Origin of the sequence: Bacillus siamensis (assembly GCF_051628075.1) — a bacterium.
GTDB classification, from domain to species: Bacteria; Bacillota; Bacilli; order Bacillales; family Bacillaceae; genus Bacillus; species Bacillus siamensis.
Map to the genome: position 1 here is coordinate 990,038 of NZ_CP155579.1, position 21,011 is coordinate 1,011,048.

Genomic DNA, 21,011 nt, shown 5'->3' on the forward strand with positions numbered 1-21,011 from the left:
AGGCCCCGGGCAGATGCTCGGGGCCTCTTTTTTCAGTTTTCGATCATCGTTCTATTAAAATCCCCATCTCACCAGCAATCCGGTATAAGTCAATCCGCCGCCGAACCCGAATAATACCAGTGTCTGGCCTTCCGACAGTCTTTTCGCTTTCAAGGCTTCATCCAAAGCGAGAATAATAGAAACCGATGAAGTGTTGCCGTAATATTCAACGCTTGTCAGCGTCCGTTCAAGCGGGAAGGGAAGTTTTTCACAGATGGATTCGATCATCCGCATGTTGGCGCTGTGAGGAACGAACCAATCCAGATCGTCTTTTGAAAAGCCGGCTTTTTCTAAAAGAGCGTTGCATTCCTCAGGCACGGTTCTGGCCGCCCATTTATATACTTCGCGCCCGTTTTGGACCATATTTCCTCCGCCTTTAAGCGGTTCGCCGTTTAATTCAGCGCTCAGTCCCGTCCGATACAGCACGTCCGCGCCGCTCCCGGCCGTTCCTTGCACGGCTGCCAAAAAGCCCGGCGCTGATTCGTCGCGTTCCACCAATAAGGCGCCTGCAGCGTCTCCGAAAAGGACACAGGTCGTCCGGTCAGTATAATCCGTTACTTTTGATAATGTTTCACCGGCAATCACGATCACTTTTTGATGAGAACCGGCGGTGATTAATGCGTCTGCGAGCTGAAGGCCGTATGTGAGTCCGGCGCATGTGGCGTTAATATCAAGGGCGCCGGTGTGAGGCCAGCCGAAATGAGCCTGCACGCGTGCCGCAGTGCTTGGAAACGCATAGTCCGCGGTCGTTGTAGCGACAAGGATCATATCGACATCATCAAGGGTCCCGCTGTATCGTTCCGCAAGGTTTTTCACCGCTTCTATACATAAATCCGATGTGAATTCATGTTCGCCGGCAATACGTCTTTCCTTCATGCCGGTACGCTGGACGATCCATTCATCAGATGTATCGACGATGCGCTCCAAATCCGCATTTGTTAATCGGCGTGCCGGAGCATATGTACCGATTGCTGTAATTTTAGATTTTGACATGATGAATCACTCCTTTATAATCAGATTATAACACCAGATATTATTACTTGGTACTAATATTAATAAAAAAACCCAAGCAGCATCCGCTGGTTGGGGAGCATGAGACATCTATTTATAAAACGGGCTTGTGTGATATTACCAATGACGGCAGCAGTGGCGGCATGAATGATGATGCTTCTTTTTTTCTTTCTTCTTTTTTTCTTTCTTCTTTTTACAAGGGTCTTCTTTTTTCTTTTTACAGTGATCTTCTTCTTTTTTACAGCCCCAGAAGGCTGCACCAGACCAATCATCCTCAAACCAATCCTCAAACCAATCATTATGAAACCTTTTCCGCTTGTGCAGTTTACGGTTGATCATACATTTCCCTCCTATCCCCATGCTCCCTTCATCTTATGAAAAAAGAGAAGGAAAAGATTGGACGGGGTGTGGAGCAAAAGAGTATATTTTAAGAAGAATCAAATTGATAGGAGGAATGACCTGTGGCAGATATGAAACATACGATGGAACTGATTAAAGAACTGGTGTCGATTCCGAGTCCGACGGGCAATACATACGAGGTTATCGCCTATACAGAAAGTCTTTTAAAAGAATGGGGCGTCTCCTCTTACAGAAACCGCAAAGGGGGTCTTTTTGTCACGATTCCCGGCCGTGATGACAAGAAACACAGATTGCTGACGGCGCATGTCGATACGCTCGGCGCGATGGTAAAGGAAATAAAGGCGGACGGCCGGCTGAAGATTGATTTGGTCGGCGGCTTCCGATACAACTCGATTGAAGGGGAATATTGCGAAATCCAAACTTCTTCCGGCAAAACCTATACAGGCACCATTTTAATGCATCAGACTTCAGTGCACGTCTACAAGGACGCCGGCAAGGCAGAGCGGAATCAGGAGAATATGGAAGTCCGCCTTGATGAGCCTGTCCGGACGAAGGAAGAGACGTCCGATCTCGGCATCAGAGTCGGCGATTTCATCTCATTTGATCCGCGCGTGCAAATGACGCCGAGCGGTTTTATAAAATCCCGGCATCTTGATGATAAAGCGAGTGTGGCCCTGCTCCTGAACTTAATCCGCCGCATCACAGAAGAGAAAATCGAACTTCCGTATACGACGCATTTTCTGATTTCTAATAATGAAGAAATCGGCTACGGCGGCAATTCCAACATTCCGCCTGAAACCGTCGAATACTTGGCTGTTGATATGGGAGCGATCGGCGACGGCCAGTCTACGGATGAATATACCGTCTCTATTTGCGTGAAGGATGCAAGCGGCCCGTACCATTATCAGCTCAGAAAACATCTGGCCGGGCTTGCGGAGCGCTATGGCATTGAGTATCAGCTTGATATCTATCCGTATTACGGTTCTGATGCCTCAGCAGCCATCCGTTCGGGCCATGACATCGTCCACGGGCTGATCGGCCCGGGAATTGACGCGTCACACGCCTTTGAACGCACGCACGAATTATCGCTTCTTAATACGGCGAAGCTTTTGTACCGGTACGTTCTATCGCCGATGGCATAAAAAAACCCTGCGCGGAAAAAGTTCCGTGCAGGGTTTTCGTTTAACCTGAGATGGTTGTGTTTTGTTCTGTTTTGGCGAGGCTCATGACCTTCGCGCCTTTAGCGGGATCATACTGGCCTTCCCATTTTGACATCACAACGGATGCCAGCGCGTTTCCGGTCAGATTGACGACCGTACGGGCCATGTCCATAATCCGGTCAACACCGGCGATGAATGCAAGGCCTTCTGCAGGAACGCCGATTGTGCCTAGTGTCGCAAGCAGGACGACGAAAGAAGTCCCGGGCACGGCAGCCATTCCTTTGGAAGTGACCATCAAGACAAGCACAAGGGTAATCTGCTGCCAAATGGACAAGTCAACGTGGTATACCTGAGCGAGGAATAATGCGGCGATAGATTGGTACAGCACAGATCCGTCTAAGTTAAAGGTATATCCGATCGGCACAACAAATGAAACAATTCCTTTCGGACATCCGATTTTCTCCATTTTTTCCATAACGCGGGGGAGTACAGTTTCGGAGCTTGACGTACTGAACGCCAATAAAATTTCATCCTTCATATAGGCGAGGAATTTGAAAATGTTAACCCCGGCAAGCTTTCCGACGATTCCGAATACAACAATGAGAAAGAAAGCCAAAGCTACATATACTAAACCGACCAGTTTACCGAGTGAAAGCAGGGAACTGAGCCCAAATTTGGAAACGGTAACACCAATCAATGCAAAAACACCAAACGGAGCAACTTTCATGACCAGGTTCACAACGTGGAACATCGCATGAGAAACACCTTCAAAGAAGGCCAATACGGGCTTTCCTTTTTCACCGATTGCCGAGATGCCGAGTGCAAACAGCACGGTAAAGCAGATGATGGCAAGCAGATCTCCTTCGGCCAATGACTGGAAGAAGTTTGTCGGTACAATATGCAGGAATGTGTCCGCGATGGATTTATTATTTTGTTCTTTTTCTGTTTCAACATATTGACTGATATCTGTTTTTTGAGCCTCATGTATATTAACGCCTGTTCCCGGATGAAAAAGATTCGCCAAAGCCAGTCCGAGAATGATGGCGAAAGTGGTAATGATCTCAAAATACAAAATCGTTTTGAAGCCTAATTTTCCGACCTGTTTTCCGCTTCCCGCGCCGGCAACGCCGATGATTAAGCTGGAGACGACGATAGGAATCACTATCATTTTGATTAAGCGTAAAAACAAATCGCCGATAGGCTGTAAATAAGTTGGAACAGCAGGATTGCCATACCAGATGACACCGACTACAACCCCTAGTATGAGTCCGACGAAAATTTGCGTCGCTAATCCAAAACGTAATTTTTTCATAGATTACCTCCCGAAGAAAAAAGTGCAATAAGTATCTAAAAAGATAGCTATTAGAACAAATTATAATAGAAAAGAAAACAATCCGTCTATAAAAAAATATAGATTGAAAATACTGAATCTTTTAAAACGTACATATAATTGCTAATAATGGTGAATAACGCCCTATTCAGAAAGTATGATGAGGGCCGAAAAAAACGGGCGCCGCACAACTTAGAATTGTGCGGCGCCCTATTGTCACATATCCTTAATTTTCAAGCAGTCATTGCACAGATTAATGTGACACTCATACTGCTCAACAATCTCATTTCCGCATTCTTCACATTTCTTACCGGGTAAATTTCTGAAAAAATCCGACATCTTTTCCAACATACCCATCCCTCTTTCATTGTGTTGTCTCTATATTGTATTATAACAGTTTTGAGAAATCAACGGCTGTTTTGGCACAATGTTTAAAACATGCAATTTGTACGAAAAATAGGTATATTGGAGGAAAGGATCTTTTTATCATAAACATTCGGAGGATTATATGAAAGTTACAGTTATTGGATGCTGCGGCGGGTTTCCGGCCGCAAATGAAGCAACTTCAGGCTATCTGTTTCAGTCCGGCGGTTATTCTTTGCTCGTCGATTGCGGAAGCGCCGTATTATCAAAGCTGTTTGCCTATGTACCGGCAGAAGAGCTTGATGCCGTGATTTTGTCCCATTATCATCATGACCACATTGCTGATATCGGGCCGCTTCAATTTGCCAAGCAGGTCGGCTCATTTCTTGGAAAAGGAACGGATGCGCTGCCGATTTATGGGCATGATGCTGATATAGAACAGTTTGAGCGTCTTACATACAAAACGCATACAAAGGGAGTGGCCTATCAGCCGGACCGTCCGCTTTCTGCCGGGCCGTTCACGATTACCTTTCTGAAAACGGTACATCCGGTCACTTGTTATGCGATGCGGATTACTGACGGTTCCGCTTCCGTTGTGTATACAGCTGATTCAAGCTATCAGGACTCGTTTATTCCGTTTGCGGAAAATGCCGATCTGCTGATCTGCGAGTGTAATTTTTACGCAGACCAGGACGGCACGTCAGCCGGCCATATGAACAGCTTGGAAGCCGGACGTATCGCGAAGGAGGCGGGAGCGGGGGAGCTGATTCTCACACATCTGCCTCATTTCGGCGAGCACCGCAAGCTGAAAGAAGAAGCGGAAACCGTATTCGGGGGCGAAGTGAAAATCGCGGCCTCCGGATTGAAGTGGGAGAAATAGAGGAGGAGCACCATGTTATTTATTGATAACCAAAACATAACCGATCCGAGGATCAACCTCGCGATCGAAGAATATTGCGTGAAGCATCTCGACCCTGAACAGACATACCTGCTTTTTTATGTCAATCAGCCGTCGATTATCATCGGGAAGAATCAAAATACAATAGAAGAAATCAATACGAAATACGTAGAAGATAACGGAATCATCGTCGTCCGCAGACTGTCAGGAGGCGGCGCGGTTTATCACGATCTCGGAAATCTGAATTTCAGTTTTATCACAAAGGATGACGGAGACAGCTTTCACAATTTTAAAAAATTCACCGAACCCGTCATTCAGGCGTTGCGCCAGCTCGGTGTGGAAGCTGAATTAAGCGGCCGCAACGACATTGTCGCAGATGGCAGAAAAATTTCCGGCAACGCTCAATTCTCGACGAAAGGGCGGATTTTCAGCCACGGAACATTAATGCTGGATTCGGCCATTGACCATGTTGTGTCAGCACTGAAAGTGAAAAAAGACAAAATCGAATCAAAGGGCATTAAATCAATCAGAAGCCGTGTCGCCAACATCAGCGAGTTTCTTGATGACAAAATGACGGCCGATGAATTCAAAAAGCACCTGCTTCACCATATTTTTAATACAAATGATCTTTCCAAAGTGCCGGAATATAAGCTGACGGATGAAGATTGGAAAGCGATCCGGAAGATTTCTGAAGAGCGTTATCAAAACTGGGACTGGAATTTCGGCAGGTCGCCGGCATTCAATCTTCAGCATTCCAAACGTTATCCGGTCGGATCAATTGATCTGCGCCTTGAAGTGAAAAAAGGAATCATTCAAGACTGCAAAATTTTCGGTGATTTTTTCGGTGCGAAAGATGTGAGTGAAGTCGAACAGGCGCTGAGCGGAAAACAGTATGACAGAACCGCGATCAGGGAGGCGCTGGCCGGAATTGAGCTGAAACAGTATTTCGGCAAAATAGAGCTGGAAGACTTCCTCGAACTGATTTATTAGAACACTTGCCAAACCGCATGATTTGAATCAGCGCCCGTTTTTATGAAATGATAGAACCATAATAGATAGGGAGGGATCATGATGAAAGTATTTCTCATCGGAGCAAACGGACAGATCGGACAGCGGCTGACCGGGCTGTTTCAACAAGACGGCACCCATACGCTGCGGGCGATGGTCCGGAAAGAAGAGCAGAAAGAAGCGCTTCAAGCTGCGGGAACAGAAGCCGTTCTTGCGGATCTCGAAGGAAGTGCGGAAGACATCGCGAAAGCCGCCGAGGGCTGTGACGCGATGGTTTTTACCGCCGGATCAGGCGGAAGCACCGGATACGATAAGACGCTTTTGATTGATCTTGACGGAGCGGCAAAAGCGATAGAAGCGGCAAAGAAAGCCGGCATTAAGCGGTTTATTATGGTGAGCGCCCTTCAGGCTCATAACCGGGCCAACTGGAATGAATCGCTGAAGCCGTATTATGCCGCAAAGCATTATGCGGACAAAATCCTTGAAGCGAGCGGTTTGACGTATACGATTATCCGTCCCGGCGGACTATTAAATGATCCCGGAACGGGCAATATCAATGCCGCCGCCGATTTAGAAAGAGGCTCCATTTCAAGAGACGATGTCGCCAAGACCGTTATCGCATCCCTTAATGAACCGAATACGTATGAAAAGGCGTTCGATCTGACGGCGGGCAGCACGCCCATCAGAGAAGCGCTGAAACAATTATAGTTTCCGGTTTTAAGGCACTCGGGGCTTTTAGCCCTTGAGTGTTTTTCTATATTTTTCTATAATGAAAGTGAACGTTTATTCCGGAGAAGTGAATGACTATTCATTCATTACATTTTTAAAGGGGTGGGAAAATGAATCTGGTTTCCAAATTAGAAGAAACGGCATCACAGAAACCGGAAAAACCAGCTTGTCTGTTTCAAGATCAGTACATGACGTATGAGGAGCTGGCAGGTAAAATCGAAGCATTTGCAAACGGATTGGAAGACAGGGGACTGAAAAAAGGGGATCATCTCGCTTTGCTGCTCGGAAATACGCCTGATTTTGTCATTGCGTTTTTCGGCGCGTTAAAAGCGGGAGTTGTCGTCATACCTGTTAATCCGGCATACACACCTTCAGAGATCGCATATATGCTGAAAAACGGCGATGTCAAAGCGATCGCCGGCATCGACCTTTTAATTCCCGTATTTGAAAGCCTGCACGGCTCATTGCCGCTAGTGGAGCATATCATCATCAGTCAGACCGCAGAGAACGCTCCATCGACAGAAGACCCTCAATTGCGCTTAAAAATGACAACGTTTACAAAAATGCTCCGTCCGGCGGAGCGCACCAGAACCTATCCGACATTGTCCCAAGATGATACTGCCGTCATTTTATATACCTCAGGGACGACGGGAAAACCGAAAGGCGCCATGCTCACCCATCAGAATCTTTTTTCCAACGCGAATGATGTCGCCGGATACTTAGGAATGAATGAGAAAGATAAAATTGTAGCCGCATTGCCGATGTTTCACGTTTTTTGTTTAACTGTTTGTATGAATGCGCCTCTGATGAGCGGAGCGTGTGTATTAATCGAGCCGCAATTCAGCCCGGCCTCTGTGTTTAAACTGATTAAACGCCGGCAGGCAACTATTTTTGCAGGCGTTCCGACGATGTATAACTACCTGTATCAATATGAGCACGGAAAGGCGGAGGATTTTGCGTCTATCAGGCTCTGCATTTCAGGCGGAGCTTCGATGCCGGTCGCTCTGCTGCAGACGTTTGAACAAACCTTTAATGTCACCATTTTGGAAGGATACGGACTTTCTGAAGCGTCTCCGGTTACTTGTTTCAATCCGTTTGACCGGGGGAGAAAGCCCGGCTCAATCGGGACGAATATTTTGCATGTCGAAAATAAAGTCGTTGATACGCTCGGTCGAGAACTGCCCGCCCATCAAGTGGGGGAATTGATTGTGAAAGGGCCGAATGTGATGAAAGGCTATTACAAGATGCCGGAGGAGACGGAACATGCGCTGAAGGACGGCTGGCTATACACTGGTGATTTGGCGAAGCGCGATGAAGACGGTTATTTTTATATCGTCGACAGAAAAAAAGATATGATTCTCGTCGGCGGATACAACGTCTATCCGCGTGAAGTAGAAGAAGTGCTCTACAGCCATGAGGGCATTAAAGAAGCCGTGGTTATCGGCGTTCCTGACGCCAAAACGGGGGAAGCGGTGCATGCTTATATAGTGCCTGCCGATGGTGAGCTGACAGAGCAGGCCGTTGTTGATTACTGTGAACAGCATTTAGCAAAATATAAGCGCCCGGCGGAAGTGGTTTTTCTTGATGAGATTCCGAAGAACGCGACCGGGAAGCTGCTGAGACGGGCGGTCCGGGACATGCTTCCGAAATGACAGACGAAAAGCGAAGCCGGGGGCTTCGCTTTTACATGAACTGATCCGGTCAGCTCTGCGATTCTTCCTTAATGATGCTTTGCACAAGCAACGTATCATGCCGGGTCAGTTTGTAATACGTGTTTTTATGCTTGTACGTCATATAATTGCCGCTTTCGAGCCACATGCTGAATGAATCAAAACGGTCTTCATGGTATTTGACCGTTCCGTTGTAATCGGGAGACAAGCTTTTGGTCAGTTTGACTTGTTTTCCTTGGTTCAAGATATCGAGCATATCTTTTACATTCTGCCTGTCTTTAATTTTGATTTCTTTTTTTCCGTGCTCAGACAGAATAATCAGATCTGCGTTGCTTGATGGAAACACATCGCCGGTCCGGCTGTATACATAGAAGAAAGCAATAACCAAAAGGGCGATTACTACAATAAATGCGATTATTTTTTTCATATTCATCACTCCGTCTTTTAGTCTTTCCCGCTTCCTGTTGTTCCATTCTTTTCTGTTGTGAAAAGATTAACATCCGTTTCGGAGGCTTGGTTCTATTTATTTGCATTTATGCTTACAATAGGAGTAAGTCATAAGGGTAAGGAGGGTGACTTCCATGCGCAAATGGATTGCGGCATCGGGACTTGCCTATGTGCTGTACGGCCTTTTTTTCTATTGGTATTTCTTTATGACAGGAGACTCTGCGGTCCCGGAGGCCGTAAAGGGAACGAAAGCCGATCCGGCCTCGTTTATGGACCCGGGCCGCCTGGCAGCCGCTGAAAACTATTCAAATGTAAAGGATTTTCTGTTTTTTATCGGGGCGCCGTTAGATTGGTTTTTATTTTTTCTGCTGCTCATTACTGGGCTTGCCAAAAAAATAAAGCAATGGCTGGAAGCAGCGGTGCGCTTTCGGGTGCTGCAAATCGTAAGCTTCGTATTTGTCATTTCACTCATCGTTACGGCGGCTTCGCTTCCGCTTGAGTGGATCGGCTATCGGGTTTCGCTTGCGTATCATATTTCGACCCAGACCACAACAAGCTGGATCAGAGACCATGTCATTGATTTCTGGATCAGTTTTCCGCTGTTTGCCGCGTGTGTGCTTGTGTTTTACTGGCTGATCACAAAGCATACAAAAAAATGGTGGTTTTACGCATGGTGTCTGACCGTGCCGTTTACCCTGTTTTTGTTTTTCCTGCAGCCGGTTGTCATTGATCCTTTATACAATGAATTTTATCCGCTGAAAGACAAGGAGCTGGAAAGCAAAATTTTGTCGCTTGCCGACAAGGCCGATATTCCCGCCAGCCATGTTTATGAAGTGAATATGTCGGAGAAAACGAACGCGCTGAATGCGTATGTGACGGGCATCGGTTCGAATAAGCGCATCGTTTTGTGGGATACGACTCTTAACAAACTGAAGGATCCGGAAATTTTGTTCATAATGGGGCATGAGATGGGGCACTATGTGATGAAGCACGTGTACATCGGACTTGCCGGGTATCTGCTGCTGTCATTGGCCGGGTTCTATATCATTGACAAGCTTTACAGGCGGCTGGCGAAATCCTTCAGCCGGATGCTTCATATAGAGGGGCCTAAAGATCTGGCCGCTCTCCCGCTGTTATTGCTGCTCATCTCCGTGCTCAGTTTTGCTTCTGATCCGATTACGAATGCCGTCTCCCGGTATCAGGAAAACGCCGCCGACCGTTACGGCATCGAGCTGACCGGAAACCGGGAAGCGGCGATTGAGACGTTTCAGGATTTAGCCGTTACGGGACTGAGCCGGGTCAATCCTCCGTTTCTCGTCAAGGTTTTCAAAGGGAGCCATCCGTCGATTATGGAGCGGATTGAACATGCGGAGGAAGAAAAATAATAAAAAACCGGCGGGGCCAAGGCCGACGCCGGTTTTTTATGTTTTACTGAGCTGCCGCCTGTACGTTGATCAGCCCTTTTCCGTAGTAGAAAGCATCACCAAGTTTTGTAGTGGTGTTTTCTAAACTGCTGCGGACTTGAGTGGTTGTCCAGTTCGGATGCTTAGAAAGAATTAAAGCAGCCGCTCCGGCAACGTGCGGAGATGCCATTGACGTACCGTTGTACGCGCCGTATTTGTTTCCAGGAAGCGTGCTTTGGATCGATACGCCAGGTGCCATGACATCAAGCTCAGAACCTACGCTTGAGAAAGATGCTCTTTGGTTGCTGCTGTCAACAGCGCCAACCGCAATGACAGAAGGGTATTTACCAGGGTAGCCCACTGTGCTTGAGCCGCCGGAAGTGCCTTCGTTACCGGCTGCCGCAACGACTACGACGCCGGAAGCAACGGCTTTGTCAACTGCCGCTTTTAACGCTGCAGAACCAGAAGGTCCGCCGAGGCTCATATTAATAACGTCCATTTTGTTTGCGATCGCCCACTCAATTCCGTTAATGATCCAGCTGTACTGACCGGAACCGTCAGCGCCGAGAACCTTTACCGCGTAAAGGGATGCGCTTGGCGCAACGCCTAATACACCGATTGAGTTATTAAGAGCCGCAACTGTGCCGGCAACGTGAGTTCCGTGAGAGTTGTTGTCTTGGAAAGGATTTGTTTCAGAAGGAACCATGCTGGCTCCGCCTGCCACCTTTAAATCAGGATGAGAAGAATCGATACCGCTGTCGATAACCGCTACTTTAACATTTGATCCGGTGAAGCCTTGAGAGTGCAGAGCAGGGGCTTTGATTTGAGATACGCCGTAAGGCACGGATTGCGCGTACGCTTTTGCAACGTGATCTTCTTCAACGTAAGCGACGCTAGGGTCTTTTTTCAGCTCTTTTACAGCTTTTTCATTTAATGTAGCTGAAGCTGCGTCTACATATTTGAATTGCTTCTGTACTTTTCCGCCTTTTTCAGAAATGACATCTTTCTTCTTAGCGGCGCTCATCGTGCTCATTGTCTGTTTGAACCCGACAATATATTTCTTTTCCCCGTTTGATTTTCCTGCCGCCTGGGCAGAAGACGTGCTGCCGAACGCCATCGTAAAGATTAACGCTAAAGCAAACAGCAAACTGATCCATACCTTTTTGCCTCTCACTCTTTATCCTCTCCTTTTTTTCATTTGCAGAATAACCAATATACAGACTATTCTGTGGATTAATTGTATAGTATGGAATAATATTTTAGTAGACCCAATTTTTTTCATCCTATTTTATTTCTATTTAGGTATATCAACTCTCTTTCATTTAGTAGGAACCCGAAATATTTAAATTTTAATGGAAAAAACCGATGGAAGGACATGAGTAAATGTACACAAGCGCAATGACTCGCTTGTTTACTGGGTCGAATGTTTTGCTTCCATTTTTGGATGCTGCGCCAAAAACAGGATAAATGTCACTTTTTGTTGAATGCAGAAGACTGATGGACGTGAAACAGAATGAGAAAAAGCTTCAGCATGAATCAATTCTTGACTTCCTTGGTGGAGAATAGCCATGAAACCATTTTATAAAAATAATGATTATGAATATCATTGATGCTGATCTTGCTCATGATATAATTGCGGAAAAACGAAAGAGGGGAACAGATGAAACGATTCAGTATGCTGATGCCGATCTTGGCCGTCCTCTTCATATCGGCATGTTCAGGGCCGGAACATGAGACTGCCATCAGACATGATCTGGGGACATCACATGTGGCAGCGCATCCGAAGCGCGTCGCCGTGCTGAATCCGGGCTTTAATGATACCCTAGATGATCTCGGCATAAAGCCTGTGGCTGCGGCCGATAACCGGTCAGCGGGAAACGCCGGCACCCGGTCACATCCCGACCTGAAAAAGATCGCTTCGCTGAAACCCGATCTCATCATTGCGGACTCAGACCTGCACGGAGGGATATACGATAAGCTGACGGAGATCGCTCCGACAATCGCTTTAAAAAATGAAGATGCGGATTATCAGGATGCGGTTGACGCCGCCCTTACCATTGAAAAGGCGGCCGGTAAAGAGGGCATCATAGAGAAACAGTTGTCGGCTCAAGAAGAAAAGCTGAATGACATCAAAAGAAAACTGGATGCAGAAGGCGCCTCGATTTTAATAATGAACGCTGTAAACGGCAGCTTTTTCGTAAAGGATGATCAGTTTTTTACGTCCCGGCTTTTAACGCTCGCAGGGTTTACCTATGCGGTCCAGACAGCTTCCGGCGGAAAATCTGAGCCTATCAAAATGACGCCCGGGAAGCTTTTGCATATCGATCCTGATTACATCGTGCTGTTGGGCGGAGAGAAAGAATTCGAAAAGAATCCGATCTGGAAACAGCTTAAAGCCGTGAAAAACGGACATGTTTACCGCGCGGACAGGGCGGTTTGGACGGAACGCCGGAGTATTGACGGTGCGGACGCCATATTACATGATCTGCAGGAAAAAATGCCCGCTAAAAAGGCCCGGCATTGAATGCGGGCCTTTTTGCTATGATTCTGAAAGGTGGCTGCTTACATTGTAATCATTGACGCGCCACTGATCTTCAATCCGTTCAATATTGCTCAGACAAGCATTGACAAGCTTTGCGTTTTGTATGTCGGTGTCACCGTCAGAAATGGCGGACAAGAGGGCGTGAATGGCTGCGCCGTGAGCGACGATCAGTACTTTTTGATCAGGGAAGCGCTCCTGAACTTTCACTAAACCGGCCAGCATTCTGTCTGTCAGCTCCTCTGCGGTCTCCATGTTCGGATAGTTTTTATCCGGATAGCGCTTCGACCGTTCCGGTAAAGACATTCCTTCCGCATCCCCATAGCTCCGTTCTCTGAAATCTTCCATGACGACGATGGGCAGATTCAGAAATCCATTAATGATGTCGGCTGTTTTTCTGGCCCGTTTCATCGGGCTTGAGACGATGACATCCCATTTGAAACCTTTTAAGTATTCTCCTGTTTCTTTCGCCTGACGCTCTCCCGTCGCATTTAACGGAATATCCGATTTGCCTTGAAGCTTCTTTTGGGCGTTCCAATCAGTTTCTCCATGTCTTACTAAACAAACGGCAGTCATAAAGTCTCCACTCCGATCATTTTTTATCGATATCATCTATTATACTGCCGTTACGTTAACACTTCAAAGAGAAGCGCCAGTCCGACTCCGCCTCCGCTGCCGATCGCTGCTGCTGCAAATCGGGCATCCGGCCGCCTTTTTGCTTCATAAAAAAGCCGGGTGACAAGCGCCGCTCCGGAAGCCCCGTACGGATGTCCGACGGCCAGAGCGCCGCCCCGGACATTTATTTTAGAATACGGCACTTGAAGCTGCTGTGAAAAGACGCATATTTTGACGGCAAACGCCTCGTTTATTTCGTATATATCAATGTCATCGGGTGACAGGTCCAGCTCCTTCAGCAGTTTTTGGACGGCATACACCGGAGCTGCTGAAGGATAATGCGGATGGACGCCGCTTACCGCGCTTCCGATAAAACGCAATCCCGGCTTTAAACCGAGAGACCGCGCTTTTTGTTCTTCCATCACACAGACTGCCGCCGCCCCGTCAGAAATTCCGCAGCTGTTGGCGGCGGTGACAGAGCCTCCGGGCTGAAAGACGGGTTTGGCGCGGGCGATGAGAGGCTCCATGTTCCGCTTTTTTTGCATGTTTTCGTCAGCGGTGAATCCGCGAATGGGGAGGATCTCCCGGCGGTACAGGCCGTCTTCGTGCGCTTTGACGCTCCGTTCATAGCTGAGAAGGGCATATTCGTCCTGCATCTTTCTCGTTACCCCGTAAGCCTGTGCCGTATACTCGGCTGCTATGCCCATATCAGGATCGCCGATATGTTCAGGAGAAAAACGCGCGCGCGATGAGAAAGGGGAGCGGCTGCTGCTCTCCGCTCCTCCCGCGATATACGTGCTCCCTGCGCCGGCTTTAACAAAATGACACGCGATTCTCACGGCATCAAGCCCAGAGCCGCACTGTCTGTCGATGGTCGTCCCGGACACGCTCAAAGGAAGTCCGGCTGCCAAGGCTGACAGCCGGGCGAGGTTTCCGCCGCGGCCCGTCGCGTTTCCGATCAGGACTTCATCAATGTCTTCGGGTGTGTTCCGGCTCAAATGGCGGATCAGCGGAGCGGCTAAATCCTCAGGAAGACAGTCCTTTAACAGGCCGTTTTCCCGGGCAAAAATCGTCCGTTTCGCATCCGTAATTACCGCTTCCATTCCATCATGTCCTTTGCCTGCTTTTGTATGGCGGCACGGGCGATCTTTCCGCCGGCTGTTTCCGGTATTTCTGAAAACAGCCATTTTTTCGGGATTTTATATGCCGCCAGCTGTTCGCGGCACCGTTTCTTTAGTTCCTTTACATCCGCATGTCCGTCGATCACCGCAACGGCGATGCTGCCCCAATAGGCATCAGGCACACCGGTTACGGCTGCTTTTCTGACGCCCGGACAGCCGTTGAGCACACGTTCAATCTCTTCAGGAAACACGTTCAGGCCGCCGGATACGATCATCCCGTTTTCACGTCCTTCGATATATAGATAGCCGTCACGGTCGGCATACCCCATGTCGTCAACCGTCATCCATCCGGAATCATCAGGCTTTGCGCCGCCGATGTATCCCGAAAATTTCATCGGGCTGTTCACAAAAATCTTCCCCGTTTCGCCCGGCATGCAGCGTTCTCCGCCGGGCCGGCGGATTTCGATTTTAACATGATCAAACGGCCGGCCCGCCGCATTTGGTTTTTTTGCGCCGTCTTCAGGCGATAAGAAAGCCACGAAACTCAGCTCGGACGTTCCGTAAAAATCATATAACCGCAAATGAGGATAGCGGTCTGACAGCGCTTGTTTAGACGAAGCGGGCCAGTCTGCACCGGAAGAAATCACCTTGAGCGGTTTATCCGGAAACGCTTCTGCCGAGAGCAGGGCGTCGGTCATTGTCGGTACGGTATACAGAACATCAGCTTGTCTCAGCCGGTCTTTCATTCCGGCCGGGTTGAATTTTCTTTGAAGGATGACGGTTCCGCCGATAAACAAAGTGCTGACGGCGCCGTACAAAAAGTGTGATGAGCGCAGAGTGCCCGGTACCAGCACTTTGTCATCAGGGGAAATGCCGAATTCACGTTTCGTACAAGAAAAGCTCTCCAGCCACGAACGGTGAGAGCGGGTGAAGGCTTTCGGCTTACCGGTCGATCCCGAGGTGAATCCGGTATAAAAGGGCAGGCCGGCGTTTTTGATAAAAGCGCCTTCCGTTTTTTCCGCCTCGATCAAGGGCCTGCATTCATCCCATAGGATGACAGGCGTTTTGACGCCGTCCAGTCTGCCGCTCAGCCGGCGGTCACAGATGACGAGGTCGGTTTTGCTGATGTGCAGCTGATCCGCGAATTCCGCCGCTGCCGAGCGGGGATCTAACGGAACCGCCGTGCAGCCGGCATGCGCCGCGCCTGCGAATAGTTGTAAAAAAGGGATTTCATTCGGCAGTAATATTGCAATGTTTTTCGGCTTACCTGAAAGGCTGCCAAGCCAGTTTGCGGTTTGGTTTACTAGCCTGTTCCAGGTTTGATAGTTGATCTGTTCTGTTTCTGTCTGAATGGCGATGTGTTCCGGCGCTTGTCCGGCTGTATCTGAATATGATGATGTAATCATGATGAGTAAAATCAGCTTCCTTTCGTCGGCAAAAGCCGGCTTGCTTGAAGAGTTTTTCTGATTCTTACGGCTGCGAATGAGGCTGCGGCCGCTTTAAGCAGATCTCCGGGCACATAGATGAGGCTGAGCTTTACGGCAGTCAAGATATCAATGTGCATCATAAAAGCCTGAACGGGAATGCCGATGATATACAAAAACAGCACGCCGAACAAAAACTGTCTGATAAACAAATGGGGTGCGCTGGCTGAGCGAAGGTTTCGGATGCTGAGGCTAAGCAGGAATGCCGCAAGCGGATATGCGGCGAGATACCCGGCGCTCGGCCCGAAAAAAACCCCGAACCCGCCTCTTCCGCCCGAAAGGAGAGGCGCTCCGCATGCCACAATCAGCAAAAACAGCAATTGGCTTAAAAACGCGGCTTTCGGTTTTAATATGCTTCCTGATAAAAGCACACCGATCGTCTGGAGTGTAATCGGAACCGGCGTAAAGGATAAGAAAAGCGGGGGGAGAAGCCCCAAAAGTCCCATAATGGCGGTAAACACGGCAATATGCATCATTTCTGTCAATTTCATTATGTATTCCTCCAGCTTATCAAAATATGTTTATACAATAAAGCGAGTCTTTATATATGTCAACATCATTATATTTTTGGTTTACATTAAAAAGACCGGCCCTTTATAAAAAAGGCCGGCCGGTTTATCTTTATTCTTCTGTGAGGATAACAAGTGAATCAACGGATGATGCAACGTGGGAAACGGCGCGGCTGACTTCTTGAAGGCCGCCGAGAAAAGCCTGTAAATCAACGTCGATTTTGCCTGTCTGATCTTTGCTCGTTTTCATGCTTTGGACGATGTCATCAAACAGACGGTTGATCTGCATCATTTTTTCTTTCGTTTCACCCACAAGTCCGTTTACATCTTTAATATGTTTGGATACGATGTTGATTTGTGTATTGGTATTGTTCACAAGCTCTGATACGGTGGAAACGGTTTTTTTCGTATCCTCTGAAAGCTTTCTTACTTCCGTTGCGACAACCGCGAAGCCTTTGCCGTGCTCCCCGGCTCTTGCAGATTCTATTGAAGCGTTTAATGACAGGAGATTCGTTTGCTCGGCGATCCCCGTCACGATGCCGAAGATTTTTTCGATTTGCTGGGCAATGTCATTCAGCTTATCCATTTCTTCTTCAATATGCAGAAGGCTGGAGTCGATTTTATTCAATTGCTTCTGCTGGCTTTCAAGTTCTTTTTTTCCGCCGATTGACTTTTCTTCTACATGTACGGAAGTGACGGTGCCGGCTTTTGACGCCTCGGAAATGTCCTCTGATTTATCGACCAGCTCCTGCACGGCTCTGCTCGTTTCTGAAAACAGATCAGCGAGTGATCCGGATGTTTCCTGAATTTTTTGATGAAGACGGGCTTTCTTTTCTTCTTGCTCGTCCCGCTGGCAGTTATATTCGGTCTGGAACGCTTCAAGGACGAGCTGCTGTTCGAGATTCAGTATTTTCGTCGTCGCTTTGATCGCTTTTAAAAGCTCATGCAAATCCGGGATGGAAGCTTCATATATGTTCATCATCGACAGAAGCAGATCCTGAAACGCCCCCATATACCATTTCGGTTCAAGGCCGATCCGCAAATGAATGGAAGCGATGCGCTGTCTTTTCTCAATGAATTCATCATCAATCGTGCCGGCGAACATTTCGTGGATGTGACGGCGTAATGTTTTTTTCAGGCGCTCGACCGTGCTATGGTCGTTAATGATCGTCATTAATGATTTTTCGTGATCCAGGTTTCGGTAAAAGGAATCGACGATTGTGGATATATGTTCTTTGATTAACGGCTGCAGCTCTTCAAGCACATGAAGCTCTTCGTTTCCAAGCCTGACCATTTTCAGCTGCTTTTTGACATCTGCATATTGATTTGAAAGCTCGATGCGTTTTTTGCCGTCGGCTTCTGAAAAATAAGCTGATTCTTTTTTGCGGTCTTTTTTAAATAACAATATTAGTTCCTCCAGATATTCTCTTTTTCTTTTTATCGGTTTGGAAGGAACTTGAATGAAGGAATCTGGTAAAAATATTTTAATGCCGAAAAAATAAAACCATTCATACAGAATGGTTCAGTTAATCTTGCGTGATACGCTTAAGCGGCTTGACGGCGGGACCTTCGGCAACCCCGCCGTCAGGTGTGAACCGGGAGCCGTGACAAGGGCAGTCCCACGTCCGTTCGCCGTCATTCCATTCAACCTCACAGCCTAAATGGGTGCATGTCGTGTCGACAAGATGCAGGCAGCCTTTTTCATCTTTATAGGCGCCGGCCCGTTTGCCGTTTACGGTTACGATTTTTCCCTCTCCGGGCTGAAGGGACTCAGGTGAAGCGTCCGGCCTTTCAAGTTTGCCCGAGATAAGGTGTTTGGCTACGTCGGCATTATAGGAAATCAGTTTTTTCAGCCCCGGATCTGCGTGGAAACGTGACGGGATAAACAGGCCGGAAAACGGGTTCTTTTTGTTTTGGATATGATCGGCCAAAAGCTTCGCCGCAAGGGCTGAGCTTGTCATGCCCCATTTTTTAAAACCGGTCGCCGCCAAAATATATTCTTCATCGCCTGAGATCGGACCGATGAACGGGATTTTGTCAATGGTGACAAGGTCTTGCGCAGACCAATGATATGGGATGCTTTCGACCCCGATTGTGTCTTCTGCAAATTGTTTCAGCGCTTCGTAATGCTCGGACATTTCTTTTCCTTGGCCTGTTTTGTGGCTTTCGCCTCCGACGAGCACCAGTTTTTCACCGTTCAGCTCTGTATAGCGCAGTGATCTGGACGGCTTGTCTATGCTGAGAAACATGCCGTCAGGATACGCTTGCTTCGGTTTTACCGCCAGCACGTAGGATCTGCTGGCATACATTCTGGCGGCATAAAGCCCTCCGCCGTCATAAAAAGGAAAGTGGGAGGAGCAGACAATGTAGCGGCACTTGATGCCGTGTCTGTTTTTCGTGACCACCTCAGGCTGCGGTTCTTTTTTAATGTCAATTGCCGCCGTCTGTTCAAAAATCCGCGCCCCGTTTTTGACCATCTCCTTCACAAGCGCCGCGCCATATAAAAGCGGATGAAATTGCGCCTGATTCTTCATGGCAAGGCCGAGCCTGCAATTAACGGGGACGGGAAGTTCTTTCACAAGCTCGTGTTCAATGCCGAGCTTGGTGTAGGCTTCCTGCTCGCTGCGGATTTTTTTGACGCCGGAGTCCGTATTCGTGTAAATATACGCGTCTTGTTCAATCAGCCTGCAGTCAATCGAAAGGTCCTTGATGATCTGCTTCATGTCTTCCATAGCGCGAAGATGGGCTTCGAAATAGAGCCTTGCGCTGGTCAGTCCGATCTGCTGAATTAGATCGGCATAGATGAAATCATGCTGGGCGGTGATTTTTGCGGTCGTGCCCGCGGTCGTCCCGTTTAAAATCCGGTCTGCTTCAATGACAGCGACACGGAAGCCTCTTTTCGTCAGCTCGTATGCTGTTGTCAGGCCCGTAATTCCTCCGCCGATAACCGCAACGTCGCATTCCGTATCTTCAGTCAGGGCGGGAAAGGAAGGAATGTCAGCTGTTGCTTTCCAATAGGAAGCAGATTCCTCGTTTGAAAAAGCAGTCATTTCAAATTACCTCCTCTATTGTATATTCTTAATTTTTCCAATAAGTCTATATTCATACATGAAAGTCGTATAAGATGCTCAAATTACTCATAATATAGTAATTAATGTAAAGGAGTGATCAAAATGGCGAATCAGAAGAAGAAAACCTTGCCGCCGCAGCATCAAAACCGGCAGCCGGGCTTTGAATATGTAATGGACCCGCGCCCTGTGTTTGACAAACCGAAAGCGGCGAAAAAACTTGAAGGAAAAACTGCGATTATCACGGGCGGAGACAGCGGAATCGGACGCGCTGTATCCGTTTTGTTCGCGAAGGAAGGCGCAAATGTGGTCATCGTTTACTTTGATGAGCATCAGGACGCCGAAGAGACGAAGCAATATGTAGAAAAAGAGGGGGCAAAGTGTCTGCTGATCGCAGGTGATGTCGGCGACGAAGCCTTTTGCAACGATGTCATCCGTCAGGCGGGCCAAGCCTTTCCTTCCATTGACATCTTAGTCAACAATGCGGGTGAGCAGCACGTGCAGCCGGGGATTGAGAAAATCACCAGCCACCAGCTCATCAGAACGTTTCAGACGAATATTTTTTCAATGTTTTACTTAACGAAAGCCGCGCTCCCTCATTTGAAAAAAGGAAGTTCAATCATTAATACGGCCTCCATTACCGCCTACAAAGGCCACAAAACATTGATTGACTATTCAGCGACAAAAGGGGCGATCGTCACGTTTACAAGATCTCTGTCCCAGTCTCTTGTCACTCAGGGGATCAGGGTGAACGCAGTGGCGCCGGGGCCGATCTGGACGCCGCTCATTCCGGCGAGCTTCTCGGCGAAGGAAGTGGAAGTCTTCGGCTCAGACGTGCCGATGCAGCGCCCGGGAGAGCCTGTTGAAGTGGCACCGAGCTATTTATACTTAGCAAGCGATGATTCTTCTTATGTCACGGGACAGACAATTCATGTGAACGGCGGCACCATCGTAAACGGATAATATAAAAAAGCCAATCCATATGGATTGGCTTATTCACTCTGTTTGAGTGCGGCATATTCTTTAGAAAGCGTAAGGAACGCTTCTTTATTTTTATCATCAAGCGCTTTATCAATCTGTTTTGTCAGCGTGTGGAGCCGGCGTTTATACAAGGATTCGTCGAGCACCATTTGAATGTAAATATCGGCCATTGTCACATCGAATTCATTTGCTTTTTGCGTGTTGCGGGACTTCATGAGCTCAGTGTACGATTTTTTCTCTTTCATAAAGAATCCCCCCAATGCCTTTTTTATAGTA

21 protein-coding genes and 1 pseudogene are annotated in these 21,011 nt (G+C 47.8%); 8 read left to right on the forward strand and 14 right to left on the reverse strand.

The window, feature by feature from the left end; translation table 11 throughout:
• Positions 1-54 precede the first annotated feature (54 nt).
• A complete protein-coding gene (gene fabHB / locus ABDB98_RS05120; protein ID WP_438421549.1) occupies positions 55-1,032 on the reverse strand; it encodes a beta-ketoacyl-ACP synthase III FabHB in 978 nt (325 codons plus the stop codon).
• A 135-nt stretch (positions 1,033-1,167) separates the two neighbouring features.
• Entirely contained in the window at positions 1,168-1,389 is a 222-nt protein-coding gene (locus ABDB98_RS05125; RefSeq protein WP_438421550.1) for a hypothetical protein, read from the reverse strand.
• A 131-nt stretch (positions 1,390-1,520) separates the two neighbouring features.
• Here ABDB98_RS05125 and ABDB98_RS05130 point away from each other — a divergent pair, with 131 nt between their 5' ends.
• On the forward strand, positions 1,521-2,552 hold the full coding sequence (locus ABDB98_RS05130) for a M42 family metallopeptidase (RefSeq protein WP_438422114.1): 1,032 nt from the start codon (positions 1,521-1,523) through the stop codon (positions 2,550-2,552).
• Between the two features lie 40 nt (positions 2,553-2,592).
• On the opposite strand, the gene ABDB98_RS05135 is transcribed toward ABDB98_RS05130, so the two are convergent.
• Together ABDB98_RS05135 and yhfH are read right to left on the reverse strand one after the other, a co-directional pair.
• Positions 2,593-3,882: a cation:dicarboxylate symporter family transporter gene (locus ABDB98_RS05135; RefSeq protein ID WP_060963146.1), complete on the reverse strand. Its 1,290-nt coding sequence runs from the start codon at positions 3,880-3,882 to the stop codon at positions 2,593-2,595.
• A gap of 234 nt (positions 3,883-4,116) precedes the next feature.
• Complete coding sequence (yhfH, locus tag ABDB98_RS05140) at positions 4,117-4,257, reverse strand: protein YhfH (RefSeq protein ID WP_012117221.1); 141 nt, start codon at positions 4,255-4,257, stop codon at positions 4,117-4,119.
• A 151-nt stretch (positions 4,258-4,408) separates the two neighbouring features.
• Here yhfH and ABDB98_RS05145 point away from each other — a divergent pair, with 151 nt between their 5' ends.
• From ABDB98_RS05145 to ABDB98_RS05160, 4 genes are all read left to right on the forward strand, one after another.
• Positions 4,409-5,143, forward strand: coding sequence for an MBL fold metallo-hydrolase (locus ABDB98_RS05145; protein ID WP_047476707.1), 735 nt, complete (start codon positions 4,409-4,411; stop codon positions 5,141-5,143).
• Positions 5,144-5,155: 12 nt separating this feature from the next.
• Positions 5,156-6,151, forward strand: a complete 996-nt coding sequence (gene lplJ / locus ABDB98_RS05150; protein ID WP_438421551.1) for a lipoate--protein ligase LplJ — start codon at positions 5,156-5,158, stop codon at positions 6,149-6,151.
• 81 nt (positions 6,152-6,232) lie between these two features.
• Positions 6,233-6,877, forward strand: coding sequence for an SDR family oxidoreductase (locus tag ABDB98_RS05155; RefSeq protein WP_060963144.1), 645 nt, complete (start codon positions 6,233-6,235; stop codon positions 6,875-6,877).
• A gap of 131 nt (positions 6,878-7,008) precedes the next feature.
• The gene (locus tag ABDB98_RS05160; RefSeq protein ID WP_060963143.1) at positions 7,009-8,550 is read left to right on the forward strand and encodes a fatty acid--CoA ligase family protein; all 1,542 of its coding nucleotides are present in this window, start codon (positions 7,009-7,011) and stop codon (positions 8,548-8,550) included.
• A gap of 49 nt (positions 8,551-8,599) precedes the next feature.
• Here ABDB98_RS05160 and ABDB98_RS05165 read toward each other — a convergent pair whose 3' ends face one another.
• The gene (locus tag ABDB98_RS05165) at positions 8,600-8,995 is read right to left on the reverse strand and encodes a hypothetical protein (protein WP_438421552.1); all 396 of its coding nucleotides are present in this window, start codon (positions 8,993-8,995) and stop codon (positions 8,600-8,602) included.
• A gap of 154 nt (positions 8,996-9,149) precedes the next feature.
• Here ABDB98_RS05165 and ABDB98_RS05170 point away from each other — a divergent pair, with 154 nt between their 5' ends.
• Positions 9,150-10,400 carry a M48 family metallopeptidase gene (locus tag ABDB98_RS05170; protein ID WP_438421553.1) on the forward strand — a complete coding sequence of 417 codons (1,251 nt, stop codon included), beginning with the start codon at positions 9,150-9,152 and terminating at the stop codon, positions 10,398-10,400.
• Positions 10,401-10,443: 43 nt separating this feature from the next.
• Here ABDB98_RS05170 and ABDB98_RS05175 read toward each other — a convergent pair whose 3' ends face one another.
• Entirely contained in the window at positions 10,444-11,592 is a 1,149-nt protein-coding gene (locus ABDB98_RS05175; RefSeq protein ID WP_438421554.1) for a S8 family peptidase, read from the reverse strand.
• A 486-nt stretch (positions 11,593-12,078) separates the two neighbouring features.
• Here ABDB98_RS05175 and ABDB98_RS05180 point away from each other — a divergent pair, with 486 nt between their 5' ends.
• Positions 12,079-12,942, forward strand: coding sequence for an ABC transporter substrate-binding protein (locus ABDB98_RS05180; RefSeq protein ID WP_438421555.1), 864 nt, complete (start codon positions 12,079-12,081; stop codon positions 12,940-12,942).
• A 15-nt stretch (positions 12,943-12,957) separates the two neighbouring features.
• Here the strand turns inward: ABDB98_RS05180 and ABDB98_RS05185 are convergent, their stop codons facing one another.
• The 7 genes and pseudogenes from ABDB98_RS05185 to ABDB98_RS05215 all read right to left on the reverse strand — a co-directional run bounded on the left by ABDB98_RS05185 (position 12,958) and on the right by ABDB98_RS05215 (position 19,736).
• Positions 12,958-13,533, reverse strand: coding sequence for a histidine phosphatase family protein (locus tag ABDB98_RS05185; RefSeq protein ID WP_438421556.1), 576 nt, complete (start codon positions 13,531-13,533; stop codon positions 12,958-12,960).
• Between the two features lie 50 nt (positions 13,534-13,583).
• Positions 13,584-14,675, reverse strand: coding sequence for an acetyl-CoA C-acyltransferase (locus ABDB98_RS05190; protein WP_438421557.1), 1,092 nt, complete (start codon positions 14,673-14,675; stop codon positions 13,584-13,586).
• The gene (locus ABDB98_RS05195) at positions 14,663-16,099 is read right to left on the reverse strand and encodes an acyl-CoA synthetase (RefSeq protein WP_438421558.1); all 1,437 of its coding nucleotides are present in this window, start codon (positions 16,097-16,099) and stop codon (positions 14,663-14,665) included. Before ABDB98_RS05195 ends, ABDB98_RS05190 begins: the two co-directional genes overlap by 13 nt.
• An 11-nt stretch (positions 16,100-16,110) precedes the next feature.
• Positions 16,111-16,668 (reverse strand): biotin transporter BioY, encoded by a 558-nt coding sequence (locus tag ABDB98_RS05200; RefSeq protein WP_438421559.1) that lies wholly within the window; start codon positions 16,666-16,668, stop codon positions 16,111-16,113.
• Between the two features lie 130 nt (positions 16,669-16,798).
• Complete coding sequence (locus tag ABDB98_RS05205) at positions 16,799-17,440, reverse strand: methyl-accepting chemotaxis protein (RefSeq protein ID WP_438422115.1); 642 nt, start codon at positions 17,438-17,440, stop codon at positions 16,799-16,801.
• A 165-nt stretch (positions 17,441-17,605) separates the two neighbouring features.
• Positions 17,606-17,980, reverse strand: a pseudogene (locus tag ABDB98_RS05210) (protoglobin domain-containing protein); the annotation flags it as partial.
• Between the two features lie 232 nt (positions 17,981-18,212).
• Entirely contained in the window at positions 18,213-19,736 is a 1,524-nt protein-coding gene (locus ABDB98_RS05215; RefSeq protein ID WP_438421560.1) for an FAD-dependent oxidoreductase, read from the reverse strand.
• Between the two features lie 123 nt (positions 19,737-19,859).
• On the opposite strand from ABDB98_RS05215, the gene ABDB98_RS05220 reads away from it, so the two are divergent.
• Positions 19,860-20,717, forward strand: coding sequence for an SDR family oxidoreductase (locus ABDB98_RS05220; RefSeq protein WP_007610477.1), 858 nt, complete (start codon positions 19,860-19,862; stop codon positions 20,715-20,717).
• A gap of 29 nt (positions 20,718-20,746) precedes the next feature.
• Here ABDB98_RS05220 and ABDB98_RS05225 read toward each other — a convergent pair whose 3' ends face one another.
• Positions 20,747-20,980: an IDEAL domain-containing protein gene (locus tag ABDB98_RS05225; protein WP_045925286.1), complete on the reverse strand. Its 234-nt coding sequence runs from the start codon at positions 20,978-20,980 to the stop codon at positions 20,747-20,749.
• Positions 20,981-21,011 lie beyond the last annotated feature (31 nt).